We start from the raw sequence: 21,765 nt of genomic DNA, 5'->3' as shown, positions 1-21,765 counted from the left end.
GATCAGCTCTTGGCCGCCGCGGCCTTGGACTTGGTGGCCTTGGCGGTCGCGGGGGCGGGCACCGCCGGAGCGGCGTCTGCCGTGGCTGCGGAGGCGTCGGCGCCCGGCTCGGTGGCCGTCTCCTCGGGGCGTACACCGACGCCCAGCTTCTCCTTGATCTTCTTCTCGATCTCGTTGGCCAGGTCGGGGTTGTCCTTCAGGAAGTTGCGCGCGTTCTCCTTGCCCTGGCCGAGCTGGTCGCCCTCGTACGTGTACCAGGCACCGGCCTTGCGGACGAAGCCGTTCTCCACGCCCATGTCGATCAGGCCGCCCTCGCGGCTGATGCCCTGGCCGTAGAGGATGTCGAACTCGGCCTGCTTGAAGGGCGGCGCGACCTTGTTCTTGACGACCTTGACGCGGGTGCGGTTGCCGACCGCGTCGGTGCCGTCCTTCAGCGTCTCGATGCGCCGGATGTCGAGTCGCACCGAGGCGTAGAACTTCAGCGCCCGGCCACCGGTCGTGGTCTCCGGCGAGCCGAACATCACGCCGATCTTCTCGCGGAGCTGGTTGATGAAGATCGCGGTGGTCTTGGACTGGTTCAGCGCGCTGGTGATCTTCCGCAGGGCCTGGCTCATCAGCCGGGCCTGCAGACCGACGTGACTGTCACCCATCTCGCCCTCGATCTCCGCACGCGGGACGAGCGCGGCGACGGAGTCGATGACGATGAGGTCGAGGGCGCCGGAGCGGACCAGCATGTCCACGATCTCCAGGGCCTGCTCGCCGTTGTCCGGCTGGGACAGGATCAGGTTGTCGATGTCGACGCCGAGCTTCTTCGCGTACTCGGGGTCGAGGGCGTGCTCGGCGTCCACGAACGCGACCTGGCCGCCGGCCTTCTGCGCGTTCGCCACCGCGTGCAGGGTCAGGGTCGTCTTGCCCGAGGACTCGGGGCCGTAGACCTCCACGACACGGCCGCGCGGGATGCCTCCGACACCAAGGGCCACGTCGAGCGCGGTCGACCCGGTCGGGATGACCTCGATGGGCTCGTTGGTCCGGTCACCCATGCGCATGACCGCGCCCTTGCCGAACTGCCGTTCAATCTGTGCGAGCGCGGCGTCGAGGGCCTTCTCGCGGTCGGTTCCTGCCATGGGTTCCACCCGGTTTGCTTGATTCGATCGCTTCACGTCAAAGACGCTAATGCCTGCCACTGACAATGGGCCCCGGTGCGGGTCCGGCCTGTGGATAACTCGGGCACTTCTCCGCCCAAACCCACTTGAATCACCCGTCACGAGCCTTGCCGGAGCTTCCATAAGAATGGATGTTCGATTTTGGTGTCAAGCGCACCACGCGGCACCTCCGAGCGTACGTCCGCCGATCCGGCGGCGACTCGGTCGGCGGCATGGCGGTCCTGCGGACTGACGGACGGAGGGGCCGCCCCTGCTCCCCCCGGCGTACGGCGGATGCCTCCGGCCGGACGACGACGGCAGGGACGACTCGTTGTCAGGCTCCAGCCATGCAGAACGCGAGGATCTCCACGACCGCACACAGGACCGGACCCGCCGCCCCCGTCCCCGAGGCCGCACCCGCCGACCGCTCCCCCGTGCCGCGCCTGTGCCTCGTGACCGGCCTCCTGCTGATCCTCTCCGGCCTCGCGCACCTGGTGGTGTTCGCGGTGGCCGGCGGGCCCTGGGACGGGCCGGTGTCCTGGCGGAAACCGGTGACGTTCGGGCTGTCCTTCGGGGTGACGCTGATCGCGGTCACCTGGATCACCTCGTACCTGGCCGTCCGGCCGCGGCTGCGCGCCGTGCTGCTGGTGGTGTTCGCGGCCGACTGCCTCGTCGAGGTGGGCGGGATCACCCTCCAGGCGTGGCGCGAGGTGCCCTCGCACCTCAACATGGAGACGCCCTTCAACACGGCCGTGTCCCTGACGCTCGCGGTGGGCGGGGGCGTTCTGGTCGTGCTGCTCACCGCGTTCGCCCTCGTCTCGTTCCTCCGCCGCCCCACGGGCCCGGCGGGGATGGCCCTGGCGGTGCGCTCCGGGTTCGCGGTGCTGCTCGTCGGGCTCACCTCGGGCGCCGCGATGATCGCGCGCGGTGTGGCGCTCACCCGCACCGGTCACCAGGAGGACGCCTACCACTCCACGGCATGGCTCAAGCCGCTGCACGGGGTGTCCCTGCACGCCGTGCTGGTCCTTCCGGCACTGGCCCTGCTGCTGGACCACACCCCGTGGAGCGAGAAGGTGCGGCAGCGGGTCGTGACCGGGGCCGTCTGCTGTTACGCGGCCGCCGTCGTCGGCGCCGGTGTGCGGGCCGCTCTCACTTACTGACGCGGCGCCGTCCGCTCAGAGGGAGCCGCCGCCCGGCGCCCCCGCCATCGGACGTCACTTCTCCGGCCCCTGCTCCGGAGGCTCCTGGTCCGGGGGTTCCTGCTCCGTGGGGCCCTGCTCCGGGTGCCGGGTCCACAGGGTGCGCAGGCGCGTGGATGTGCCGGGCTCCGCCGCCCGGCGGCTCCGGCGCCCGAGTACGCGAGGATCGTCCGTGACGTCGTAGCGCTTGACGTACGCGCCGAGGAACGCCTGCAGCGTGGCGACCGCCGGGATGGCGATGAGCGCGCCGACGGCGCCGAGCAGGGCGGTGCCCGCGATGACCGAGCCGAAGGCGACGGCGGGGTGGATGTCCACGGTCTTGGACGTCAGCTTGGGCTGCAGTACGTAGTTCTCGAACTGCTGGTAGATCACCACGAAGACCAGCACCCACAGCGCGTACCACGGGTTGACCGTGAAGGCGATCAGCATGGGCAGGGCGCCCGCGAGATAGGTGCCGATGGTGGGGATGAACTGCGACACCAGGCCCACCCACACCGCGAGCGCCGGGGAGTAGGGCACCGCCAGGATCTCCAGGACGATGTAGTGCGCGATGCCGGAGATCAGTGCCATCAGCCCGCGTGAGTACAGGTAGCCGCCGGTCTTGTCCACGGCGATCTCCCACGCGCGCAGGACCTCGGCCTGGCGGGCGGGCGGCAGGACGGAGCAGAGTCCGCGCCGCAGCCGGGGGCCGTCGGCGGCGAAGTAGAACGAGAACAGCAGGACCGTCAGCAATTGGAAGAGGCCGCCGAGGACCTGGGCCGACACGTCCAGGACGCCCGTCGCGCTGTTCTGCACGTAGTTGCGCAGCCAGTCGGAGCGGAGCAGCCCCTCCTGGATGTCGACCCGTCTCAACTCGGTGTGGAAGTGGCCGTTGATCCAGTTGATGACGGAGTCGAGGTACTCCGGGAAGTCCTCGACCATCTTGACGATCTGGCCCGCGAGCATGGAGCCGAGCAGGGTGACGAACCCCGCGGCGGCTATCAGTACGGCGAGGAAGACGAGGAACGTGGCGAACCCCCGGCGCATGCCGCGCGCCGCCATCCAGCTCACCGCCGGTTCGATGGCCAGGGCCAGGAAGAACGCGATGAGGATGTTGATCAGCAGCCCGGTGAGCTGGTGGAAGGCCCAGCTGCCCAGTTGGAAGGCGGCGATGAGGGCGAGGGCCAGCACCATGGCGCGCGGCAGCCAGCGCGGCATGCGGGCGCCCGGCCCGGCGGCGCCGTCGGCGGGTGGGCCGGTGGGCGGCGTGGTGCCGACCGGGGATGCGTGCCGGGCCGTCTGCCCGGTCTCGTCAGTGGATGCCACGGAGCAAGTCTCGCCCACGCCACCGACGGGGGAGCCCCGTCCGGGGATCTTCACCGGCCGTCACCGCTGTTCCCGCGGCACGTCCATGGCGGTGCAGACGACCCGCCACACGTCCTTGGCGTCCCAGCCGGCGTCCAGCGCCTCGTGCACCGTACGCCCGCCCAGCTCCGCCATCACGTGATCGCGCGCGAAGGTGTCGGCGTACCCCGGACCGAAGTGATCCGTCATCCGCTCCCAGAAGACCGTCAACCGCATGCCACCAGTATCCCGCCCCTGAGAGTGGGCCCTGAGCCGGGACCGCCTGCCGGGACCGCTTCGCGGCCTACGGTCTGTCCCATGGCCGAAACCGGAGCTTCCCCACTCCCCACCTCCCCGCCGCCGGTGGCGACGACGCCCGGCGTCCTCGCCCCGCGTTCACCGCTCGCGCGGGCGGAGCAGTTCGTGTGGCTCACCGCGCGCGTGCTGGAGCAGCGCCTCTTCGCCCACCACTTCCGTGACGGGGGCACCGACCCGGTGGAGGCCGCGCTGGACGCCTACCGCAACGAGGACGGCGGTTACGGCCACGCCCTGGAGCCCGATCCGCGCGGCCCCGTCAGCCGGCCGTCGCACACCGCGCGTGCCCTGCGCGTGCTGGACGCGGTAGGACGCTGCGGCGGGCAGCGTGCCGAACGGGTGTGCCGCTATCTCACCTCCGTATCCGCCTCGGACGGCGCCCTGCCGGCGGAGCGTCCGAGCCTGCGCGGACATCCGGCCGCACCCTCCGTGCCGGTCGCGGGCGGTCCCCGGGGCGAGCTGCTCGCCACCGGTCCGGTGGTCGGTCTGCTGCACCGCAACGAGGTCTGGCACGCCTGGCTGTTCCGTGCCACCGACTTCTGCTGGCAGGCGGTCGAGTCCCCGGGGATCTCGCACCCGTACGAGATCGAGGCCGCCGTGGCCTTCCTGGACGCCGCTCCGGACCGCCCACGCGCGCGTGCCGCGGCCGCCCGGCTCGGTCTCCTGGTGCGCGAGCATCGCCTCGCCGTTCTGGACCCGGACGACCTCGCCGCGTACCCCGTCCCGCGCGGCCACGCCCCCGGCGAGCACTGCTTCCCGCACGACTACGCGAGCGACCCGCTCTCCCTCGCGCGCGCGTGGTTCACCGACGGCGAGATGGCCCGCTCCCTCGACTTCCTGGCGGCGCGGCAGGAGGACGACGGCGGCTGGCCCGTCCGCCGGCCCGGCCCGGCATCCGGGCCGACGCTGGAGGCCCGTCCCTGGGTGACGATCGGGGCTCTGCGCACGCTGCGCGCGTACGGCCGTTCCCTCGACTGACCGGTCGGCTCAGCCGCCCATGGCCCGTACGCCCGCGGTGACCACCACGGCCGCCGCGACCACGAGCAGGAACGGCGCCCGCAGCAGCAGCGCCACCGCGGCGGCGGCGACTCCCGCGGCCCGCGCGTCCAGCACGAGCGCCTGCCCGTCGGCGAAGGTCTGCTGGGCGGTGAGCGCCGCGAGGAGGGCGACGGGCAGCAGGGCGGCGAGCCGACGGACCAGGGGCCGTTCCAGGGCGCCCGCGGGCACCAGCAGCCCCAGGAGCTTGACCGCGTAGCAGCCCACCGCGGTCACGCCGATCGCGATCCACACGCTCATCGCTCCCCCTCCCCGGCACCGACCGGACGGTCCGCCCCGTCCCCGGCGCCGCCGGAGCGGCGTCCACGCGCCCACAGGACGATCGGTGCCGCCAGCGCGGCCGTCAGCACGGGCACGCCCGCCGGGAGCACGGGCAGCAGACCGAGCCCCAGGAGCACGGCCAGGGCGGCGACGGCGCGTTCGGTGCCGGACTTCAGCATCGGAGCGAGCAGCGCGAGGAAGACCGCGGGTCCGGCCGCGTCCAGACCCCAGGCGTCGGTGTCCCCGATGGCCTCGGCGCCCAGCGCACCGAGCAGTGTGGTGAGGTTCCACAGGACGTAGAGGGTGAGCCCCGTGACGGTGAAGCCGATCCGGACGCCGCGCCGTGTGGGCTGCGCGAGGGCCACGGCGGTCGTCTCGTCGATGACCCACTGTGCGGCGAACGGGCGCACCGCGCGCGGGAGGGCCAGCAGCTGCGAGAGCCGCAGCCCGTAGAACGCGTTGCGTACGCCCAGGAAGAAGGCCCCCGCCGCCGCGGTGAGGGGGTTGCCGCCGGCCGCGAGTGCCCCGACGAGCGCGAACTGGGACGCCCCGGTGAACACCAGGAGACTGAGCGCACAGGTCTGGGCCAGGGTGAGTCCGCTGCCGGCCGAGGTCACCCCGAAGGCGAACCCGGACAGTCCGACGGCGACTCCGACCCCGAGGGCGTCCCGTACGACGGCGGCGTCCGGCTTGCCGTCGGCGGCACCCGCGTCGGGAAGGGCTGTCTGTTCTCTCACGCCTCGAACGGTAGGAGCGGTCCTCGCCTCGTGTCTTGTACGTTCTTGCGCTCCCGCCGGTAGGCGCCGGGCGGCACGCCCACGATGCGCGCGAAGTGCCGGTTCAGGTGCGGCTGGTCGGTGAAGCCCACAGCGACGGCGGCCTCGGCCGGGGACGTCCCGGTGTCCAGCAGCCGTCGTGCCCGGCGTACCCGGGCGTCCGTCAGCCAGGTATGGGGCGGCATCCCGTAGGCGTCCCGGAAGGCCCGCAGCAACGCGAAGGGGCTGCTTCCCAGCTCTCCGGCGAGCCGCTCCAGGCTCGGCGGGTCGGCCATCCGCGCCTCCAGCACGGCACGCGCGCGTGCCGCCGTTCCTGCTCCGGCCGTCCGCACCGGGCGCCGGGGCAGCGGGCCGCCGTTGAGGCGCAGCAGCCGCGTCACGGCCACTCTCAGCAGGGTGTCCGCGGCGAGCGCGTTCCCGTCGTCGGCGGCCCGCAGCACGCGGTGCACCAGCTCGACGGTGTACGGATCGTCGAGCACCGGCCGGACGAAACCGGGCGTCCCGCGCAGCGTCGTCGTCTCCGCCGCGATCCCGGCCACCAGCTCGGGCGCCGGGTACACGGCTCCATACCGCCACCCCTCCGGCACTCCGGCCCGCCCCGTGTGCGGGGTGTCCGGGTTGACCAGGGCGAGCGATCCCGCCCCGGCGTACTGGTCGCCCCCGCCGTGGTGGAAGACCTCCACGCCCGCGGCGATGGCGGCGATGACGAAGTGCTCGTGCGTGTGGCGCACGAAGGTCTTCCTTATGTACTGGGCACGGAGCAGGTCGACGTCGGGCAGCTCCGCGTACCGCCAGTGCCGTGCCCGCTCGCCCGATCCCGCCATGCCCCCATTGTCCGTCACCCGTCACCCGTCACCCGTCACCCGTCACCTGTCCTCCGCCCTGCCGACGACGGCCCGACCGGGCCCTTCCACCCCGGCGGCCGGCCGCCCCGCCCACCCGGCACGCTCGGCGGCCGGGTCCGGCTCGGGCTCCGATTGTCAGTGCCCGGGTGCACGATGGATCCATGGTCAGCTCCGCACACCGAGCCCTGGACGGCTTCTCCCCCGCGACCCGCGGCTGGTTCACGGGGGCGTTCTCCGCGCCCACCTCCGCCCAGGCGGGCGCGTGGCAGGCGATCTCGGAGGGCTCGGACGTGCTGGTGGTCGCCCCCACCGGCTCGGGCAAGACGCTGGCCGCCTTCCTCGCCGCGCTGGACCAGCTGACCTCGACGCCCCCGCCCGCCGACCCCAAGAAGCGCTGCCGCGTCCTGTACGTCTCGCCGCTCAAGGCCCTGGCCGTCGACGTGGAGCGCAATCTGCGCAGCCCGCTGACCGGCATCCGGCAGGAGTCCGTACGCCTCGGGCTGCCCGAGCCCGAGGTCAAGGTCGGCATCCGGTCCGGCGACACCCCGGCCGCCGAGCGCCGCGCCCTGTCCACCCGGCCGCCGGACATCCTGATCACCACCCCGGAGTCGCTGTTCCTGATGCTGACGTCGGCCACGCGCGACGCGCTGACCGGCATCGAGACGGTGATCCTGGACGAGGTGCACGCGGTGGCGGGCACCAAGCGCGGCGCCCATCTCGCGCTCACCCTGGAGCGGCTGGACGAGCTGCTGCCGAAGCCGGCCCGCCGCATCGGGCTGTCGGCGACGGTCCGGCCGGTGGACGAGGTCGCCCGGTTCCTCGCCCCGCGCGGCCGGGTCGAGATCGTCCAGCCGGAGTCGGGCAAGGAGTTCGACCTGTCCGTCGTGGTGCCGGTCGAGGACCTCGGCGAGCTGGGCGGCTCCCCGGTCGCGGACGGCAACGAGGGCGCGGAACGCCCGTCGATCTGGCCGCACGTCGAGGAGCGGATCACCGACCTGGTCCAGTCGCACCGCTCCACGATCGTCTTCGCCAATTCGCGGCGGCTGGCCGAGCGCCTGTGCAACCGGCTCAACGAGATCGCGTACGAACGCGCGACCGGCGAGCCCCTGGACGAGCATCACTCCCCCGCCGAGCTGATGGGTGGTTCGGGTGCCGCCCAGGGCGCCCCGCCCGTGATCGCCCGCGCCCATCACGGCTCGGTGTCCAAGGAGCAGCGCGCCGTCGTCGAGGAGGACCTCAAGGCGGGCCGGCTGCCCGCCGTCGTCGCGACCTCCAGCCTGGAGCTGGGCATCGACATGGGCGCCGTCGACCTGGTCGTCCAGGTCGAGTCGCCGCCCTCGGTCGCCTCCGGCCTCCAGCGCGTCGGCCGCGCGGGGCATCAGGTCGGCGCGGTCTCCACGGGCGTGGTCTTCCCCAAGTACCGCGGCGACCTGGTGCAGTCGGCCGTGGTCACCGAGCGGATGCGCAGCGGCGCCATCGAGGCCCTGAGGATTTCCGCCAACCCGCTGGACGTGCTGGCCCAGCAGTTGGTGGCGATGACCGCGCTGGACACCTGGCAGGTCGACGACCTCCTCGCCACCGTCCGCCGCGCCGCGCCCTTCGCCTCGCTGCCGGAGTCGGCGTTCACCGCGGTCCTTGACATGCTCGCGGGCCGCTATCCCTCCGACGCCTTCGCCGAGCTGCGTCCGCGCGTGGTGTGGGACCGGGTCGCCGGCACGGTCACCGGCCGTCCGGGAGCGCAGCGGCTCGCCGTGACGTCCGGGGGCACGATTCCCGACCGCGGGCTCTTCGGGGTGTTCCTGGCCGGTGCCGATCCGAAGAAGGGCGGCGGCCGGGTCGGCGAGCTGGACGAGGAGATGGTGTACGAGTCCCGGGTGGGGGACGTCTTCACGCTCGGCACCAGCTCCTGGCGGATCGAGGACATCACGCGCGACCGGGTCCTGGTCTCCCCCGCTCCGGGGGTGCCGGGCAGGCTGCCGTTCTGGAAGGGCGACCAGTTGGGCCGTCCGCTGGAGCTGGGCCGGGCGCTGGGCGCGTTCCTGCGCGAGGTCGGCGCCCTTTCCACGGAGGACGCCCGGCTGCGCCTGGTCACGGCGGGCCTGGACGCCTGGGCCGCGGACAACGTCCTGGCGTACCTCGACGAGCAGCGGGAGGCCTGCGGCCACGTCCCCGACGACCGCACCATCGTCGTCGAGCGCTTCCGGGACGAGCTGGGCGACTGGCGGGTCGTGGTCCACTCCCCCTTCGGCGCCCAGGTGCACGCCCCGTGGGCCCTCGCCCTGGGCGCCCGCCTGTCCGAGCGGTACGGCATGGACGCGCAGGTCATGCACGCCGACGACGGCATCGTGCTGCGCCTGCCGGACGCCGACATGATGGGCCTGGACTTCCTCGACCAGGACCCCGCGAAGCCGGGCCTCGAGTACGACGCCGAGAAGGCCCCCGTAGGCGCGGGCGACGTCGTCTTCGACAAGGGTGAGGTCGACCGGGTCGTCACCGACCAGGTGGGCGGCTCGGCCCTGTTCGCGTCCCGTTTCCGCGAGTGCGCCGCCCGCGCGCTGCTGCTGCCGCGCCGCAGCCCCGGAAAGCGGACCCCGCTGTGGCAGCAGCGCCAGCGCGCCGCGCAGCTGCTGGAGGTGGCGAGCGAGTACGGCTCGTTCCCGATCGTCCTGGAGGCGGTGCGCGAGTGCCTCCAGGACGTGTTCGACGTGCCCGGCCTGGTCGAGCTGATGGGCGACGTCGAGGCCCGCAAGGTGCGCCTGGTCGAGGTCACCACGCCGGAGCCGTCCCCGTTCGCCCGCTCGCTGCTCTTCGGCTACGTCGCCCAGTTCCTGTACGAGGGCGACTCTCCGCTCGCCGAGCGCCGGGCCGCCGCCCTGTCCCTGGACTCGCGGCTGCTGGCCGAACTGCTCGGCCAGGCGGAGCTGCGCGAGCTGCTCGACGCGGAGGTGCTCACCGAGCTGGAGCGCGAGCTGCAGTGGCTCACCGAGGACCGCCGCGTCAAGGATCCGGAGGGCGTCGCGGACCGGCTGCGAATGCTCGGTCCGCTGACGGACGCGGAGCTGGCCGAGCGGGGCGCCGAACCGCAGTGGGCGCCCGAGCTGGCCGCGGCCCGCCGCGCGATCAAGGTGCGCATCGCCGGCGCCGACCACTGGGCGGCGATCGAGGACGCGGGCCGGTTGCGCGACGCGCTGGGCACGGCGCTGCCTGTGGGTGTGCCTGAGGCCTTCACGGAGCCGGTCAAGGATCCGCTCGGCGACCTGCTCGCCCGCCATGCCCGCACCCACGGCCCCTTCACCTCGGTCACGGCGGCGGCCCGCTTCGGCCTGGGCGTGGCGGTCACCGAGGGCGCCCTGCAGCGGCTCGCCGGGACGGGGCGGGTCGTGCAGGGCGAGTTCCATCCGGCGGGCATCGGCCAGGAGTGGTGCGACGCGACCGTGCTGCGCAGGCTGCGCCGCCGTTCCCTGGCCGCGCTCCGGCACGAGCTGGAGCCGGTGGCGCCGGCCGCCCTCGGCCAGTTCCTCCCCCAGTGGCAGCACATCGGCAAGGGGCACACCCTGCGCGGCATCGACGGGCTGGTCCGCGCGGTCGAGCAGCTGCAGGGCGCGTCCGTGCCCGCCTCCGCCCTCGAGAAGCTGGTCCTGCCGTCCCGGGTGGCGCACTACAACCCCGCGATGCTGGACGAGCTGACGGCCGCCGGCGAGGTGGTGTGGGCGGGCGCGGGTTCGCTGCCCGGCAAGGACGGCTGGGTCTCCCTCTACCTGGCGGACGCCGCGCCGCTCCTCCTGCCGCCGCCGCACCCGCTGGAGGAGACCGCCCTGCACGAGTCCGTGCTGAGCACCCTCTCGGGCGGGTACGGCCTGTTCTTCCGGCAGATCGCCGACCAGGTCCGCGCCACCACCCATCCGGAGGCCACCGATCCGCAGCTGGCCGACGCCCTGTGGGACCTGGCCTGGTCCGGGCGGCTGACCAACGACACGCTCGCGCCCCTGCGCTCCCTGCTGGGCTCCGGGCGCACCGCGGGCTCCACCGCCCACCGCGCCAAGCGCGCGGTGCCCCGGGGGCGGTACGGCTCGCTGACGGCCGCCGCCCGTCCGGCGTCCCGCACCGGCCCACCGACGGTCGCGGGCCGCTGGTCGCTGCTCCCGGCCCGCGAGGCCGACGGCACGGTGCGCGCGCACGCTCTGGCCCGCACGCTCCTCGACCGGCACGGCGTGGTGACCCGTGGCGCCGTCGCCGCGGAGGGCGTCGAGGGCGGCTTCTCGGCGGTGTACCGGATCCTGGCCGCGTTCGAGGAGAGCGGCCAAACCCGGCGCGGCTACGTCGTGGAAGGGCTCGGGGCGGCGCAGTTCGCCATGGAGGGTGCCGTGGACCGATTGCGCGCGGTGGCGAACGCCCGCGAACGCGGCGACGTCCCGCCGGGGCGGGCCGGGTTCCCCGGCGGCGGCCCCGGCGATCCGGACCCCTTCGGCGGCCTCGCCCCGGGGGGCGACGGAGTCAGTGAAGGCGCGGCCCCCTTCGACGACGTCTTCACCGACCCCGACGGCCTGGGCCGCCCACCCTCCCGCGGCGACTTCATCTCCCCGCGCGACTACGCCGAGCCCGGTGCCGGCGGTCCGCGCGGAGGCGGTCCGCACAGCGGCTTCGGCGGCCCGCGCACGCCGTACGACACCGGATTCCCCGGCCGTCGCGGCCGTACCGCCGTCGGCCCGCGGGCCGTCGTCCTGGCCGCCGCCGATCCGGCGAACGCGTACGGCGCGGCCCTCGGCTGGCCCGAGCCGCCGGCCGGTGCCACGCACAAACCGGGCCGCAAGGCGGGTTCCCTCGTGGTCCTCGTCGAGGGCGAACCGGCGCTCTACATGGAACGCGGTGGCAAGACACTCCTGCTGTGGCCCGCCGCCCCGGACGATCCGCCCGGCGACGACCCGCGGCTGCGAGCCGCCACGGAGGCGCTCGCGGAGGCCGCCCGAGGCGGCTCCCTCGGTACGGTCACGGTGGAGCGTGTCAACGGCGCGGCGGCTCTGACGTCCCCCTTCGGCCCGCTCCTGGAGGAGGCGGGGTTCATCGCCACGCCGCGCGGCCTGCGCATCCGGGCGTGAGCCTGTCACCCTTGAGCCATGCCCGAAGGTGACACGGTCTGGCAGGCGGCGCGGCGGCTGCACGACGCCCTGGCGGGCAAGGTGCTCACCCGCAGCGACTTCCGCGTCCCCCGGTACGCGACGGCCGACCTCACGGGCCGTGCCGTCCTGGACGTCACCCCTCGCGGCAAGCACCTGCTCACCCGTGTCGAGGGCGGCCTGACCGTGCACTCGCACCTGCGGATGGACGGCTCCTGGAAGGTGTTCGCGCCCGGTCAGCGCTGGAGCGGCGGTCCGGCACACCAGATCAGGGTGGTCCTCTCCACCGCCGACCGCACCGCCGTCGGCTACCGCCTCCCGGTGCTGGAGATCCTGCGCACCGCCGAGGAGCAGCGCGTCGTGGGCCATCTCGGCCCGGATCTGCTGGGCCCCGACTGGGATCCCCGGCAGGCCCTCGCCAACCTGCGCGCGGACCTGGCCCGACCGCTCGGCGAAGCGCTGCTCGACCAACGCAATCTCGCCGGTGTCGGCAACGTCTACAAGAGCGAGATCTGCTTCCTGCTCGGTGTCACGCCGTGGCTGCCGGTCGGTGAGCTGCCCGCCGACCGGGCCGCGCACCTGCCCGTGCTCTCGCAGCGGCTGCTGGAGGCCAACCGCGACCGCCCGGTCCGCCGTACGACGGGCCTGCGCGGCCAGGACCTGTTCGTGTACGGCCGGGCGCCCCGCCCCTGCCTGCGCTGCGGGACGTCGGTCCGCGTGGCCGACCAGGGCGACGGCTCCCGCGAGCGCCCCACGTACTGGTGCCCGACCTGCCAGAGCGGGCCCGCACCGCGTCCGGGGGGTCCCGTCGGCGCCCGGCGGCGGCGCTGAGGAGGTCTCGCTCCCGGCCCGCGCGGGAGGGCCGCGCAGGAGGGCCCGGCGGGAGGGGATCGCGGAGCGGGCCGCAGGAACGGATCAGCCGGTGAGCAGGGCGTCCATCTGGCCGGCCGCCTCGCGCAGCCCCTCGTCCATGCCCATCATCATGAGCCGGTCCATCTGCTCGGTGGTGTCGAAGACCGCCCGCATCTCCAGGCGGGTGCCGCCGTCGTGCTCCGTGAGGGTGACCCGGTTCGCGGTCGTCGGCATGGCGGCGTCCGGTACCCCGTCGGCGTCGGCGAATCCGTCGGTGAACTCCAGGGACCTCGGTGCGTCGACCGTGGCCACCCGCCACCAGCCGCGGTACCTCTCGCCCTCCGGGCCGGTCATGTAGTACGTGACGTCCCCGCCCGGGGTCAGGTCGTGCTCCTCCACCGTCGCCGGGAAGGCGGGGGGACCCCACCAGCGTTCCAGTTGCCGGGGGTCGGACCACAGCCGCCACACGCGTTCCGCGGGTGCGGCGAAGTCGGCGACCAGGGTGAGGGTCAGGTTGTCGAGGTCCTTGTCCAAGCCGGTGACGCTCATGGGCTCCGTCCTTCCGTCGACGGGTGTGCTCGGGGCTCCGGCGCCGTCCCGCGCAGGGCCCGCCGCCACCGCCCGGCCTCCAGTGCCCCGGCGGCCCGGCGCCGCGGCACACAGTGCACCGGCAGCACGCTCAGTCCCCAGCCGCCGGCCGCGACCGCCCCTTCGAGCACCCCGGCGCCGGGCTCCAGCGCCAGGCGCAGCACGGCCCACCACCACAGCGCGCCGAGGCCCAGCGCGGCCGCCCGGCGGGCCGTCCGCGCCGAGGCCATCCCACGTCATCCGTTTCCGGCCTGGAACATCCAGTGCTGCTTCTCGAGATCGGCCGTGATCTGGATGAAGATGTCCTGGCTCACGGGATCGGGGTCGTCGCTGGCCGCCACCCGTTCACGCATCCGCCCGATCACCGCGCCCAGTGCGTCCACGATCGTCTGTACGGCGGTGGTGTCGTCGACCCAGCCCTCGGGGGTCACGTCGATGCCGCTGCCGACGGCGACCGTCGCGGCCCGCCCGTCCGGGGACACACCGAGCGCCGAGGCACGCTCCGCCACGGTGTCCGAGTGCGCGCGGGCGGTGTCGACGAGTTCGTCGAGCTGGAGGTGCACGGAGCGAAAGCGCGGCCCGACCACGTTCCAGTGGATCTGCTTCGCCACCAGGGCCAGGTCGACCAGGTCGACGAGGGCGCCCTGCAACGCCTCGGAGACGGTCTTCAGGTCCGCGTCGGACAACGGGCTCTTCACGACGTACATCCACGCCTCCGTCGGTTCGCCCCCCGGCCATCTCCCTCCACGATGACCGCACCCGAACGGACCGGCAAACCGGCGGGCGCGCTTCCGGCGGCAGCCCACGCGGCCCGGCACCTGTACGCGGCGACCCGCCCGGCAGGCGAAAACCCCGGCCAGGTCGCTCCGGTCTTCCGGAGGGACCCCGGCCGGGGTCTTCACACGCACACGTTCTCGGGCGCTCAGGCGGCGACGACGTCCACTGCCTCGGCGGGCGCCTTGATGGTCACCCGTTCCGGTGGCACACCGGCCACCGAGACGGAACCGAGCATCGGGCGCACCGGTGCCGGAACGGTCTCGCTGGGCGTCGCCGCGGCGGACCGTGCCAGCTCGGCGAGGGCGAGTTCGTCGCTCACTTCCCGCATGAGCTCGGACATCCGTACGTCCAACGCGTCGCAGATGGCGGAGAGCAGTTCGGAAGAAGCCTCCTTCTGCCCCCGCTCCACCTCGGAGAGATAGCCGAGTGAGACTCGGGCGGACGAGGAGACTTCGCGCAGAGTACGGCCCTGGCGCTGGCGCTGCCGACGCAGCACGTCACCCAGCAGGCGACGGAGCAGAATCATCGGTGGCTCCCTCCTCGGACCGTGTAACCGCATCCTTCACGCCCCACCGTACCGCCTCGCGCCGCGGCCGTGCGGGGAGCGATGTCGTGTTCACTCAGGGCTGCAAACATCAAAACCCCCCGTTCCGTTCCGTATCCTGTGCCCGCTCATTCCCGGTCTGTTCGCTCGCAAGCTCCCTCAAAAGAAGTGCGAGTACGCTCCGTACACTCTCCATACGAATTTCCGCGCGGTCGCCGTTCAACCGCAGCGCCTCCACTTTTCCGCCATGGGCGCGACCCACGCCGCTTGCGACGGGCCCGTCCACGGCCACGAAAACCGTCCCCACGGGCTGCCCGTCCTGCGGGTCCGGGCCGGCTACGCCCGTCGTCGCGATGCCCCAGTCGGCGCCCAGCGCCGTACGCACGCCCGCTGCCATCCGGGCCGCCACCTGCGGGTCCACCGCTCCGCGCACCGCGAGCAGCTCGCCGTCGACGCCGAGCAGTTCCCGCTTCAGTTCCGTCGCGTAGGCGGTGACCGAGCCGCGGAAGGCCTGCGAGGCCCCGGGGACCGCCGTGAGCGCGGCAGCGACCATTCCACCCGTCAGGGACTCGGCGACCGCGAGGGTCTCGCCCCTGACCGTGAGTAGTCGCACCACGTCGGCGGCCGTGGAACTCAAGCTTCCGTCTCCTTCAACGCCGCTCTGCGTTCGGCGATTCCCCGGCGGCGCAGCACAATGGCCTGCTTCACATAGTCCAGCCCGGTCGCCACGGTCAGAACGACCGCCGCCGCCATCACCCAGAACCTCAGGGTGGCCAGGGGCCCCGTCAGCGCCAGGACGTACATGCCGACGGCGATGCCCTGGGTGAGGGTCTTGAGCTTCCCGCCCCGGCTCGCGGGGATGACGCCGTACCGGATGACCACGAAACGCAGGACGGTGATCCCGAGTTCCCGGCCGAGGATGACGGCCGTCACCCACCACGGCAGGTCGCCCAGCGCGGACAGGCAGATGAGCGCCGCTCCCATGATCGCCTTGTCGGCGATGGGGTCGGCGATCTTCCCGAAGTCGGTGACGAGGTTGTAGGTGCGCGCCAGATGCCCGTCGAAGAGGTCGGTGATCATGGCGACGGCGAAGGACGCCCAGGCGAACGACCGCCAGGCCGGGTCGTACCCGCCGTTGCCGAGCATCAGCGCGACGAAGGCCGGCACGAGGAGCAACCGGAGCATCGTCAGCAGATTGGCGACGTTCCAGACGCTCGCCTGGTTGACGGCCGCGGCCGCGATCTTGCCACCGCGTCCGGCGGCACCGCCCTCGGTCGCGCCCCGTTCCGCCGTATCCCGTTCCACGGCGCCCCCCGGTGTCGTGCGCTCGGCCGGTTCCGGCGTCGCGCCCGAGGCGCCCCGCGGGCCGGTCCTGCGCGCACTGGAGGAGCCGCCCGCCGCGGACGCCGGGACTCCGGTCATCTGCCGGCCTCCTCACTCCACTCGGGCGACCCCGGCAGCGGCTCGGCCACCAGGTCGACGCCCTCCGTACCGACCACCTTCGCGTCGACCATACGACCGACACTCAGGCCTTCGCCGCTCGTGAGCAGCACCTGGCCGTCCGTCTCGGGCGCCTGGTGGTCCGCGCGCCCGCGGACGCCGTCGCCCTCGTCGGCGGACTCCACGGACTCGACCAGCACGCGCACGGTGGCGCCTACGCGCTCCTCGGCCCGCTGCGAGACCAGCTCCTCGGCCAGGCGGGACACGCGTGCCAGCCGCTCGGCGACGACGTCCTCGTCCAGCTTGTCGGCGTAGGTCGCCGCCTCGGTGCCCTCCTCGTCGGAGTAGCCGAAGACGCCGATGGCGTCGAGCCGGGCGTGGTTCAGGAACCGCTCCAGCTCGGCGAGGTCGGCCGCGGACTCGCCGGGGAAGCCGACGATGAAGTTGGAGCGCACACCGGCCTCGGGGGCCTTGCTCCGGATGGTGTCGAGCAGTTCCAGGAAGCGGTCGGTGTCGCCGAAGCGGCGCATCGCGCGCAGCACGTTCGGAGCGGAGTGCTGGAAGGAGAGGTCGAAGTAGGGCACGACCTTCTCGGTGGAGGTCAGCACGTCGATCAGCCCGGGGCGCATCTCGGCGGGCTGGAGGTAGCTGACGCGCACCCGCTCGATGCCGTCGACGTCGGCGAGGTTCGGCAGCAGCGACTCCAGCAGGCGGATGTCGCCGAGGTCCTTGCCGTAGGAGGTGTTGTTCTCGGAGACCAGCATGATCTCCTTGACGCCCTGCTCGGCCAGCCACCGTGTCTCGTTCAGCACGTCGCTGGGGCGACGCGAGATGAAGGAGCCGCGGAAGGACGGGATGGCGCAGAAGGAGCAGCGCCGGTCGCAGCCGGAGGCCAGCTTCACCGAGGCGACCGGCGAGCCGTCCAGGCGGCGGCGCAGGGGGGCGCGCGGCCCGGAGGCGGGGGCCACTCCCTCGGGCAGGTCGGTCGGGCCGTGTCCGGGCAGGGCGACCGAGGCGCCGGCCTCCTGCCGCTCGGCGGGGCTGATCGGCAGCAGCTTGCGCCGGTCGCGGGGGGTGTGGGCGGCGTGGATGCCGCCGTTCAGGATGGTCTGGAGCCGGTCGGAGATGTCGGCGTAGTCGTCGAAGCCGAGGACGCCGTCGGCCTCCGGGAGGGCCTCGGCCAGCTCCTTGCCGTACCGCTCGGCCATGCAGCCCACGGCCACCACGGCCTGGGTTCTTCCGTGGCCCTTGAGGTCGTTGGCCTCCAGGAGGGCGTCGACGGAGTCCTTCTTGGCGGCCTCGACGAAGCCGCACGTGTTCACGACGGCGACGTCCGCTTCCTCGGCGTCCTCGACGAGCTTCCAGCCGTCCGCCTCCAGACGGCCTGCGAGCTCCTCCGAGTCCACCTCGTTACGGGCGCAGCCAAGGGTGACGAGTGCGACGGTACGGCTTTCAGGCATGGGCTCAAGACTACTTCGTCCCGCCGACGGCCCACGTCGACGGGGTTGACCGACTCCGGCCAACCCCGTGGTGACTCGCTTCTCCGGTCCGCTATCCGGCCTGCGGGTCGCCCTTCGTGTACGTCAGGCGCTCGACGGCGCCGGGCTGGAAGTCGTCCTCGATCTTCTTGCCGTTGACGTAGAGCTGGATGGCACCGGCGTCGCCGAGGACGAGGTCGACCTTCTCGTTGTCCTGGAAGGTCTTGGTGTCGCCCTGCTTGAGCAGTCCGTCGAAGAGCAGGCGTCCGTTGTGGTCCTTGGCGGAGATCCAGCTGCGGCCGTCGGTGGCACTGACCTTGACGGTGACCTTGTCCGCGGGCGCGGCGGCGATGGCGCTGTCGCTCGGCTCCGGCTTGGGGGCGGCCGGCTTCTTCGGTCCGGTGCTCGACGAGGCGGACTCGCCGGACGACGGCTGGGCGCCCTCGGCGACGCTCGCCTCGTTGCCGCCGTCGTCGCCGCCCTTGACGAAGGTGAAGCCGACGAAGCCGATCACGGCGACGATCGCGGCGACCATGGCGGCGGTCCAGTTGGGTCCACGCCGCTCGGGGCGGATGCGTTCCGCCTCGAACAGGGGCGCGGCGCCGGTCGGCTCCGGGCGCCCGCCGTGCTCGGCGTCGAACCGCGCGAGCAGGTCGGCGGGGTCGAGCCCGACGGCCTTGGCGAGGGTGCGGATGTGGCCGCGCGCGTAGACGTCGCCGCCGCAGGGCGTGAAGTCGTCCGCCTCGATGGCGTGCACGATGGCGATACGGACCCGGGTGGCGGTGGAGATGTCGTCGACGGTCAGCCCGGCGTCGATCCGGGCCTGCTGCAGGGCGCGGCCGACGGAGGGGCGGGCTTCCTCGGAAACGCCTTCAGGGACGTCGTGGGACACGTCTTCGATCGGACGCTCGTCTTCGGGGGAGTTGCCGTTGGACACGGGGGCGCCTTTCGAGCGTTTAGCCGCCTGTGCTGGGCGTTCAGTCTAGGAGGGGTGCAACGGGGCGGGGCAACCGGGCGGTACGACCTTTACGCCATCGGAATGGCCCGGCACACCGATGGTGGACCACCTGTTTGTCACTTCCCTCAATTTGACGTAGGGCAGGGGGAAACGGTTGCCCAATGATCCCTAACGGGTGAGTCACGATCGGCCGGCCGGCCGCCGTGGCCCTCCGTCGGCGGAACGTCGCAGGAACGGCTGCGGAACCCTTCGCCTACCCGTTCCTACCCCTCGGACTCCCCCCGGATCACCGCGAGCACGCCGTCCAGCTCGTCGGCCTTCACGAGGACGTCACGAGCCTTCGAGCCCTCGCTCGGCCCGACGATGCTCCGCGACTCCATCAGGTCCATCAGCCGCCCGGCCTTGGCGAAGCCGACGCGCAGCTTGCGCTGGAGCATGGAGGTGGACCCGAACTGCGTGGAGACGACCAGCTCGGCCGCCTGGCACAGCAGGTCGAGATCGTCGCCGATGTCCTCGTCGATCTCCTTCTTCTGCTTGGTCCCGACGGTGACGTCGTCCCGGAAGACCGGCGCCATCTGGTCCTTGCAGTGCTGGACGACGACCGCGATCTCCTCCTCCGTCACGAACGCGCCCTGCATGCGGGTCGGTTTGTTCGCGCCCATCGGCAGGAAGAGGCCGTCGCCCTTGCCGATCAGCTTCTCGGCGCCGGGCTGGTCGAGGATGACCCGGGAGTCGGCGAGCGAGGAGGTGGCGAAGGCGAGCCGCGAGGGCACGTTGGCCTTGATGAGGCCGGTGACGACGTCCACGGAGGGCCGCTGGGTGGCGAGCACCAGGTGGATGCCGGCCGCACGCGCGAGCTGCGTGATCCTCACGATCGCGTCCTCGACGTCGCGCGGGGCGACCATCATCAGGTCGGCCAGCTCGTCCACGATCACCAGCAGGTACGGGTACGGCTGGAGTTCGCGCTCGCTGCCCTCGGGCGTCTTGGCCCTGCCCTCGCGCACCGCGCGGTTGAAGTCGTCGATGTGCCGGTAGCCGTAGGCGGCGAGGTCGTCGTAGCGCAGGTCCATCTCGCGCACGACCCACTGGAGCGCCTCGGCGGCCCGCTTCGGGTTGGTGATGATCGGTGTGATCAGGTGCGGGATGCCCTCGTACGCGGTCAGTTCGACGCGCTTGGGGTCGACCAGGATCATCCGGACGTCCTCGGGGGTCGCCCGCATCATGATCGAGGTGATCAGGCAGTTGATGCAGGACGACTTGCCGGAGCCGGTGGCGCCGGCCACCAGCATGTGCGGCATCTTCGCCAGCGAGTGCATGACGTAGCCGCCCTCGACGTCCTTGCCGAACGCGACCAGCATCGGGTCGTCGTCCTCCGCGGACTCCGCGAGGCGCAGCACGTCGCCGAGGTTGACCATCTCCCGGTCGGTGTTGGGGATCTCGATGCCGACCGCGGACTTGCCGGGGATCGGGCTGATGATCCGCACGTCGGGGCTGGCGACGGCGTACGCGATGTTCTTGGTCAGCGCGGTGATCCGCTCGACCTTCACGGCGGGGCCCAGCTCGACCTCGTAGCGCGTGACGGTCGGGCCGCGGGTGAAGCCGGTGACGGCGGCGTCGACCTTGAACTCGGTGAAGACGGTGGTCAGCGAGGCGACTATGGCGTCGTTGGCGGCGCTGCGCGCCTTGCCGGGGCCGCCGCGTGTGAGGGAGTCGAGGGACGGCAGGGAGTAGGTGATGTCGCCGGAGAGCTGGAGTTGCTCGGCGCGCGGCGGCAGGTCCCGTTCCTTGGGCAGCGGCGTCTTGGTGAGGTCGGGGACCCCACCGCCCGCCGCGTCCTCGTCGGGCGCCTTGGCGGGGTCCTTCCTGAGCTTCCCCGGCTGCGGTCGCGCGGCCGGCACGGGCGTGGGCGTCGGGGTCGTGGACTCGCGCTCCCCCGTGCTCACGCCCTGGGTGAGGTCGGCGACCAGCGGCGAGGGCGGCATCCCGTGCAGGACCGCGCCGTCGAGCGCGGCGGCGGCTGCCGCGGCGACGTCCACGGCGTCCATCGGACGGTTCATCTCGGGCTGCGGCACGGCGGACCGCCGGGGCCTGCCGCGGCGCCGGCCGAGCGCCTCCTGCTCGGCCGCGTCGTGGTCGTAGGGTTCGTCGGCGGCCGGTGCCCCGCGCTTGCGGGCGCGGGCGGGCAGCGCCTCGCGCCACTGTTCGTCGTAGCGCTCGTCGTCGTCCGTGAAGGCGTCCGCCTCCCGGTCGCCGACCACGCCGAGCCGCACCCCGAGCTGACGCAGCCGCTGCGGGATCGCGTTGACCGGGGTGGCCGTGACCACGAGCAGCCCGAAGACCGTGAGCAGCACGAGCAGCGGCACGGCCAGCACGTCGGTCATCGTGTACGACAGCGGGGTCGCCGCGCCCCAGCCGATGAGCCCGCCTGCATCCCTTATGGCCTGCATGCCGTCGCTGCGGGCCGGTGAGCCGCAGGCGATGTGCACCTGGCCGAGCACGCCGACGACGAGCGCGGACAGGCCGATCACGATCCGTCCGTTGGCCTCGGGCTTCTCGGGGTGCCGGATCAGGCGTACGGCGATGGCACCGAGCAGGATCGGCACGAGCAGGTCGAGGCGGCCGAAGGCGCCGGTCACGAGGATCTCTACGAGGTCGCCGACGGGGCCCTTGAGGTCGGCCCAGGTGCCCGCGGCGACGATCAGCGCGACACCGAGCAGCAGCAGGGCGACGCCGTCCTTGCGGTGGGCCGGGTCGAGGTTCCTGGCGCCCTGCCCTATGCCGCGGAAGACGGCGCCGACTCCGTGCGCGAGGCCCAGCCAGAGCGCGCGCGCCAGCCGGTAGACGCCCCCGGTGGGGTTGGGAGCCGGTTGGGGCGCGGGCTTCTTCGCCGCGGCCTTCCTGGCGGGCGCCTTCTTCGCGGGCGCCTTCTTGGCGGCGGCCTTCTTGGCGGGACCCTTCGCGGGAGCGGCCGCCTTCTTCGCGGGCTGCTTCTTGGCTGCGGAGGGACGTGAGGCCATGGGTGTGAGGTTACCGGGGGAGACGGCCGTCGACACGTGTGCCTACCGCTTCACCCGTTCGTGTCGCCCACGGGAGGGAC

Annotated in this window: 19 protein-coding genes; 4 read left to right on the top strand and 15 right to left on the bottom strand. The window is 72.9% G+C overall.

Translation table 11 applies throughout. The annotated features are described in order from the left end of the window. Positions 1-2: 2 nt before the first annotated feature. Positions 3-1,124, bottom strand: a complete 1,122-nt coding sequence (recA, locus tag BJ961_RS08600) for a recombinase RecA (RefSeq protein ID WP_271320705.1) — start codon at positions 1,122-1,124, stop codon at positions 3-5. A gap of 365 nt (positions 1,125-1,489) precedes the next feature. Here recA and BJ961_RS08595 point away from each other — a divergent pair, with 365 nt between their 5' ends. Then, a complete protein-coding gene (locus tag BJ961_RS08595) occupies positions 1,490-2,302 on the top strand; it encodes a hypothetical protein (protein WP_271320704.1) in 813 nt (270 codons plus the stop codon). Positions 2,303-2,356: 54 nt separating this feature from the next. On the opposite strand, the gene BJ961_RS08590 is transcribed toward BJ961_RS08595, so the two are convergent. Together BJ961_RS08590 and BJ961_RS08585 are read right to left on the bottom strand one after the other, a co-directional pair. Continuing rightward, positions 2,357-3,646 carry an AI-2E family transporter gene (locus BJ961_RS08590; protein WP_271320703.1) on the bottom strand — a complete coding sequence of 430 codons (1,290 nt, stop codon included), beginning with the start codon at positions 3,644-3,646 and terminating at the stop codon, positions 2,357-2,359. 60 nt (positions 3,647-3,706) lie between these two features. Then, on the bottom strand, positions 3,707-3,901 hold the full coding sequence (locus BJ961_RS08585) for a DUF3046 domain-containing protein (RefSeq protein WP_271320702.1): 195 nt from the start codon (positions 3,899-3,901) through the stop codon (positions 3,707-3,709). A gap of 81 nt (positions 3,902-3,982) precedes the next feature. Between BJ961_RS08585 and BJ961_RS08580 the strand changes: the two genes are divergently transcribed. Further along, a complete protein-coding gene (locus tag BJ961_RS08580; protein WP_271320701.1) occupies positions 3,983-4,957 on the top strand; it encodes a hypothetical protein in 975 nt (324 codons plus the stop codon). 9 nt (positions 4,958-4,966) lie between these two features. Here the strand turns inward: BJ961_RS08580 and BJ961_RS08575 are convergent, their stop codons facing one another. From BJ961_RS08575 to BJ961_RS08565, 3 genes are read right to left on the bottom strand one after another with little or no spacing between them, the layout of a single operon-like run. Then, a complete protein-coding gene (locus BJ961_RS08575) occupies positions 4,967-5,275 on the bottom strand; it encodes an AzlD domain-containing protein (RefSeq protein WP_102932689.1) in 309 nt (102 codons plus the stop codon). After that, complete coding sequence (locus BJ961_RS08570) at positions 5,272-6,033, bottom strand: AzlC family ABC transporter permease (RefSeq protein ID WP_271320700.1); 762 nt, start codon at positions 6,031-6,033, stop codon at positions 5,272-5,274. The genes BJ961_RS08575 and BJ961_RS08570 overlap by 4 nt, the downstream gene beginning before the upstream one ends. Continuing rightward, the gene (locus BJ961_RS08565; protein ID WP_271320699.1) at positions 6,030-6,896 is read right to left on the bottom strand and encodes an AraC family transcriptional regulator; all 867 of its coding nucleotides are present in this window, start codon (positions 6,894-6,896) and stop codon (positions 6,030-6,032) included. Before BJ961_RS08565 ends, BJ961_RS08570 begins: the two co-directional genes overlap by 4 nt. Positions 6,897-7,078: 182 nt before the next feature. On the opposite strand from BJ961_RS08565, the gene BJ961_RS08560 reads away from it, so the two are divergent. Together BJ961_RS08560 and BJ961_RS08555 are read left to right on the top strand one after the other, a co-directional pair. After that, a complete protein-coding gene (locus BJ961_RS08560) occupies positions 7,079-12,013 on the top strand; it encodes an ATP-dependent helicase (RefSeq protein ID WP_271320698.1) in 4,935 nt (1,644 codons plus the stop codon). 18 nt (positions 12,014-12,031) lie between these two features. After that, entirely contained in the window at positions 12,032-12,862 is an 831-nt protein-coding gene (locus BJ961_RS08555) for an Fpg/Nei family DNA glycosylase (RefSeq protein ID WP_271320697.1), read from the top strand. Positions 12,863-12,946: 84 nt separating this feature from the next. On the opposite strand, the gene BJ961_RS08550 is transcribed toward BJ961_RS08555, so the two are convergent. The 9 genes from BJ961_RS08550 to BJ961_RS08510 form a co-directional block, all read right to left on the bottom strand. Beyond that, entirely contained in the window at positions 12,947-13,432 is a 486-nt protein-coding gene (locus tag BJ961_RS08550) for an SRPBCC family protein (protein WP_271320696.1), read from the bottom strand. Then, positions 13,429-13,701 carry a hypothetical protein gene (locus tag BJ961_RS08545; RefSeq protein ID WP_271320695.1) on the bottom strand — a complete coding sequence of 91 codons (273 nt, stop codon included), beginning with the start codon at positions 13,699-13,701 and terminating at the stop codon, positions 13,429-13,431. The genes BJ961_RS08550 and BJ961_RS08545 overlap by 4 nt, the downstream gene beginning before the upstream one ends. A 6-nt stretch (positions 13,702-13,707) precedes the next feature. Further along, complete coding sequence (locus BJ961_RS08540; protein WP_271320694.1) at positions 13,708-14,178, bottom strand: Dps family protein; 471 nt, start codon at positions 14,176-14,178, stop codon at positions 13,708-13,710. Positions 14,179-14,393: 215 nt separating this feature from the next. Beyond that, the gene (locus BJ961_RS08535; protein ID WP_217163829.1) at positions 14,394-14,774 is read right to left on the bottom strand and encodes a helix-turn-helix domain-containing protein; all 381 of its coding nucleotides are present in this window, start codon (positions 14,772-14,774) and stop codon (positions 14,394-14,396) included. A 109-nt stretch (positions 14,775-14,883) separates the two neighbouring features. Next, the gene (locus tag BJ961_RS08530; RefSeq protein ID WP_271320693.1) at positions 14,884-15,429 is read right to left on the bottom strand and encodes a CinA family protein; all 546 of its coding nucleotides are present in this window, start codon (positions 15,427-15,429) and stop codon (positions 14,884-14,886) included. After that, positions 15,426-16,214, bottom strand: a complete 789-nt coding sequence (pgsA, locus tag BJ961_RS08525; protein ID WP_271320692.1) for a CDP-diacylglycerol--glycerol-3-phosphate 3-phosphatidyltransferase — start codon at positions 16,212-16,214, stop codon at positions 15,426-15,428. The genes BJ961_RS08530 and pgsA overlap by 4 nt, the downstream gene beginning before the upstream one ends. Continuing rightward, positions 16,211-17,692, bottom strand: coding sequence for a 30S ribosomal protein S12 methylthiotransferase RimO (rimO, locus tag BJ961_RS08520; protein WP_271320691.1), 1,482 nt, complete (start codon positions 17,690-17,692; stop codon positions 16,211-16,213). Before rimO ends, pgsA begins: the two co-directional genes overlap by 4 nt. 91 nt (positions 17,693-17,783) lie before the next feature. Continuing rightward, positions 17,784-18,647, bottom strand: a complete 864-nt coding sequence (locus tag BJ961_RS08515; protein WP_271320690.1) for a helix-turn-helix domain-containing protein — start codon at positions 18,645-18,647, stop codon at positions 17,784-17,786. 284 nt (positions 18,648-18,931) lie between these two features. Further along, complete coding sequence (locus BJ961_RS08510; protein WP_271320689.1) at positions 18,932-21,685, bottom strand: DNA translocase FtsK; 2,754 nt, start codon at positions 21,683-21,685, stop codon at positions 18,932-18,934. Positions 21,686-21,765: the final 80 nt, after the last annotated feature.

This window comes from Streptomyces lienomycini, assembly GCF_027947595.1.
GTDB classification, from domain to species: Bacteria; Actinomycetota; Actinomycetes; order Streptomycetales; family Streptomycetaceae; genus Streptomyces; species Streptomyces lienomycini.
The sequence above is the reverse complement of the archived record's forward strand: the minus strand, read 5'-3'. Positions and strand labels throughout refer to the sequence as shown.

What these genes read in the sequence shown, in the direction of transcription:
- BJ961_RS08585 (WP_271320702.1), bottom strand. Translation starts at nt 3,901, where the DNA reads ATGCGGTTGACGGTCTTCTGGGAGCGGATGACGGATCACTTCGGTCCG.
- BJ961_RS08565 (WP_271320699.1), bottom strand. Translation starts at nt 6,896, where the DNA reads ATGGCGGGATCGGGCGAGCGGGCACGGCACTGGCGGTACGCGGAGCTG.
- BJ961_RS08580 (WP_271320701.1), top strand. Translation starts at nt 3,983, where the DNA reads ATGGCCGAAACCGGAGCTTCCCCACTCCCCACCTCCCCGCCGCCGGTG.
- BJ961_RS08540 (WP_271320694.1), bottom strand. Translation starts at nt 14,178, where the DNA reads ATGTACGTCGTGAAGAGCCCGTTGTCCGACGCGGACCTGAAGACCGTC.
- BJ961_RS08545 (WP_271320695.1), bottom strand. Translation starts at nt 13,701, where the DNA reads ATGGCCTCGGCGCGGACGGCCCGCCGGGCGGCCGCGCTGGGCCTCGGC.
- BJ961_RS08555 (WP_271320697.1), top strand. Translation starts at nt 12,032, where the DNA reads ATGCCCGAAGGTGACACGGTCTGGCAGGCGGCGCGGCGGCTGCACGAC.
- BJ961_RS08560 (WP_271320698.1), top strand. Translation starts at nt 7,079, where the DNA reads ATGGTCAGCTCCGCACACCGAGCCCTGGACGGCTTCTCCCCCGCGACC.
- recA (WP_271320705.1), bottom strand. Translation starts at nt 1,124, where the DNA reads ATGGCAGGAACCGACCGCGAGAAGGCCCTCGACGCCGCGCTCGCACAG.
- BJ961_RS08550 (WP_271320696.1), bottom strand. Translation starts at nt 13,432, where the DNA reads ATGAGCGTCACCGGCTTGGACAAGGACCTCGACAACCTGACCCTCACC.
- BJ961_RS08575 (WP_102932689.1), bottom strand. Translation starts at nt 5,275, where the DNA reads ATGAGCGTGTGGATCGCGATCGGCGTGACCGCGGTGGGCTGCTACGCG.
- BJ961_RS08595 (WP_271320704.1), top strand. Translation starts at nt 1,490, where the DNA reads ATGCAGAACGCGAGGATCTCCACGACCGCACACAGGACCGGACCCGCC.
- BJ961_RS08510 (WP_271320689.1), bottom strand. Translation starts at nt 21,685, where the DNA reads ATGGCCTCACGTCCCTCCGCAGCCAAGAAGCAGCCCGCGAAGAAGGCG.
- BJ961_RS08535 (WP_217163829.1), bottom strand. Translation starts at nt 14,774, where the DNA reads ATGATTCTGCTCCGTCGCCTGCTGGGTGACGTGCTGCGTCGGCAGCGC.
- rimO (WP_271320691.1), bottom strand. Translation starts at nt 17,692, where the DNA reads ATGCCTGAAAGCCGTACCGTCGCACTCGTCACCCTTGGCTGCGCCCGT.
- pgsA (WP_271320692.1), bottom strand. Translation starts at nt 16,214, where the DNA reads ATGACCGGAGTCCCGGCGTCCGCGGCGGGCGGCTCCTCCAGTGCGCGC.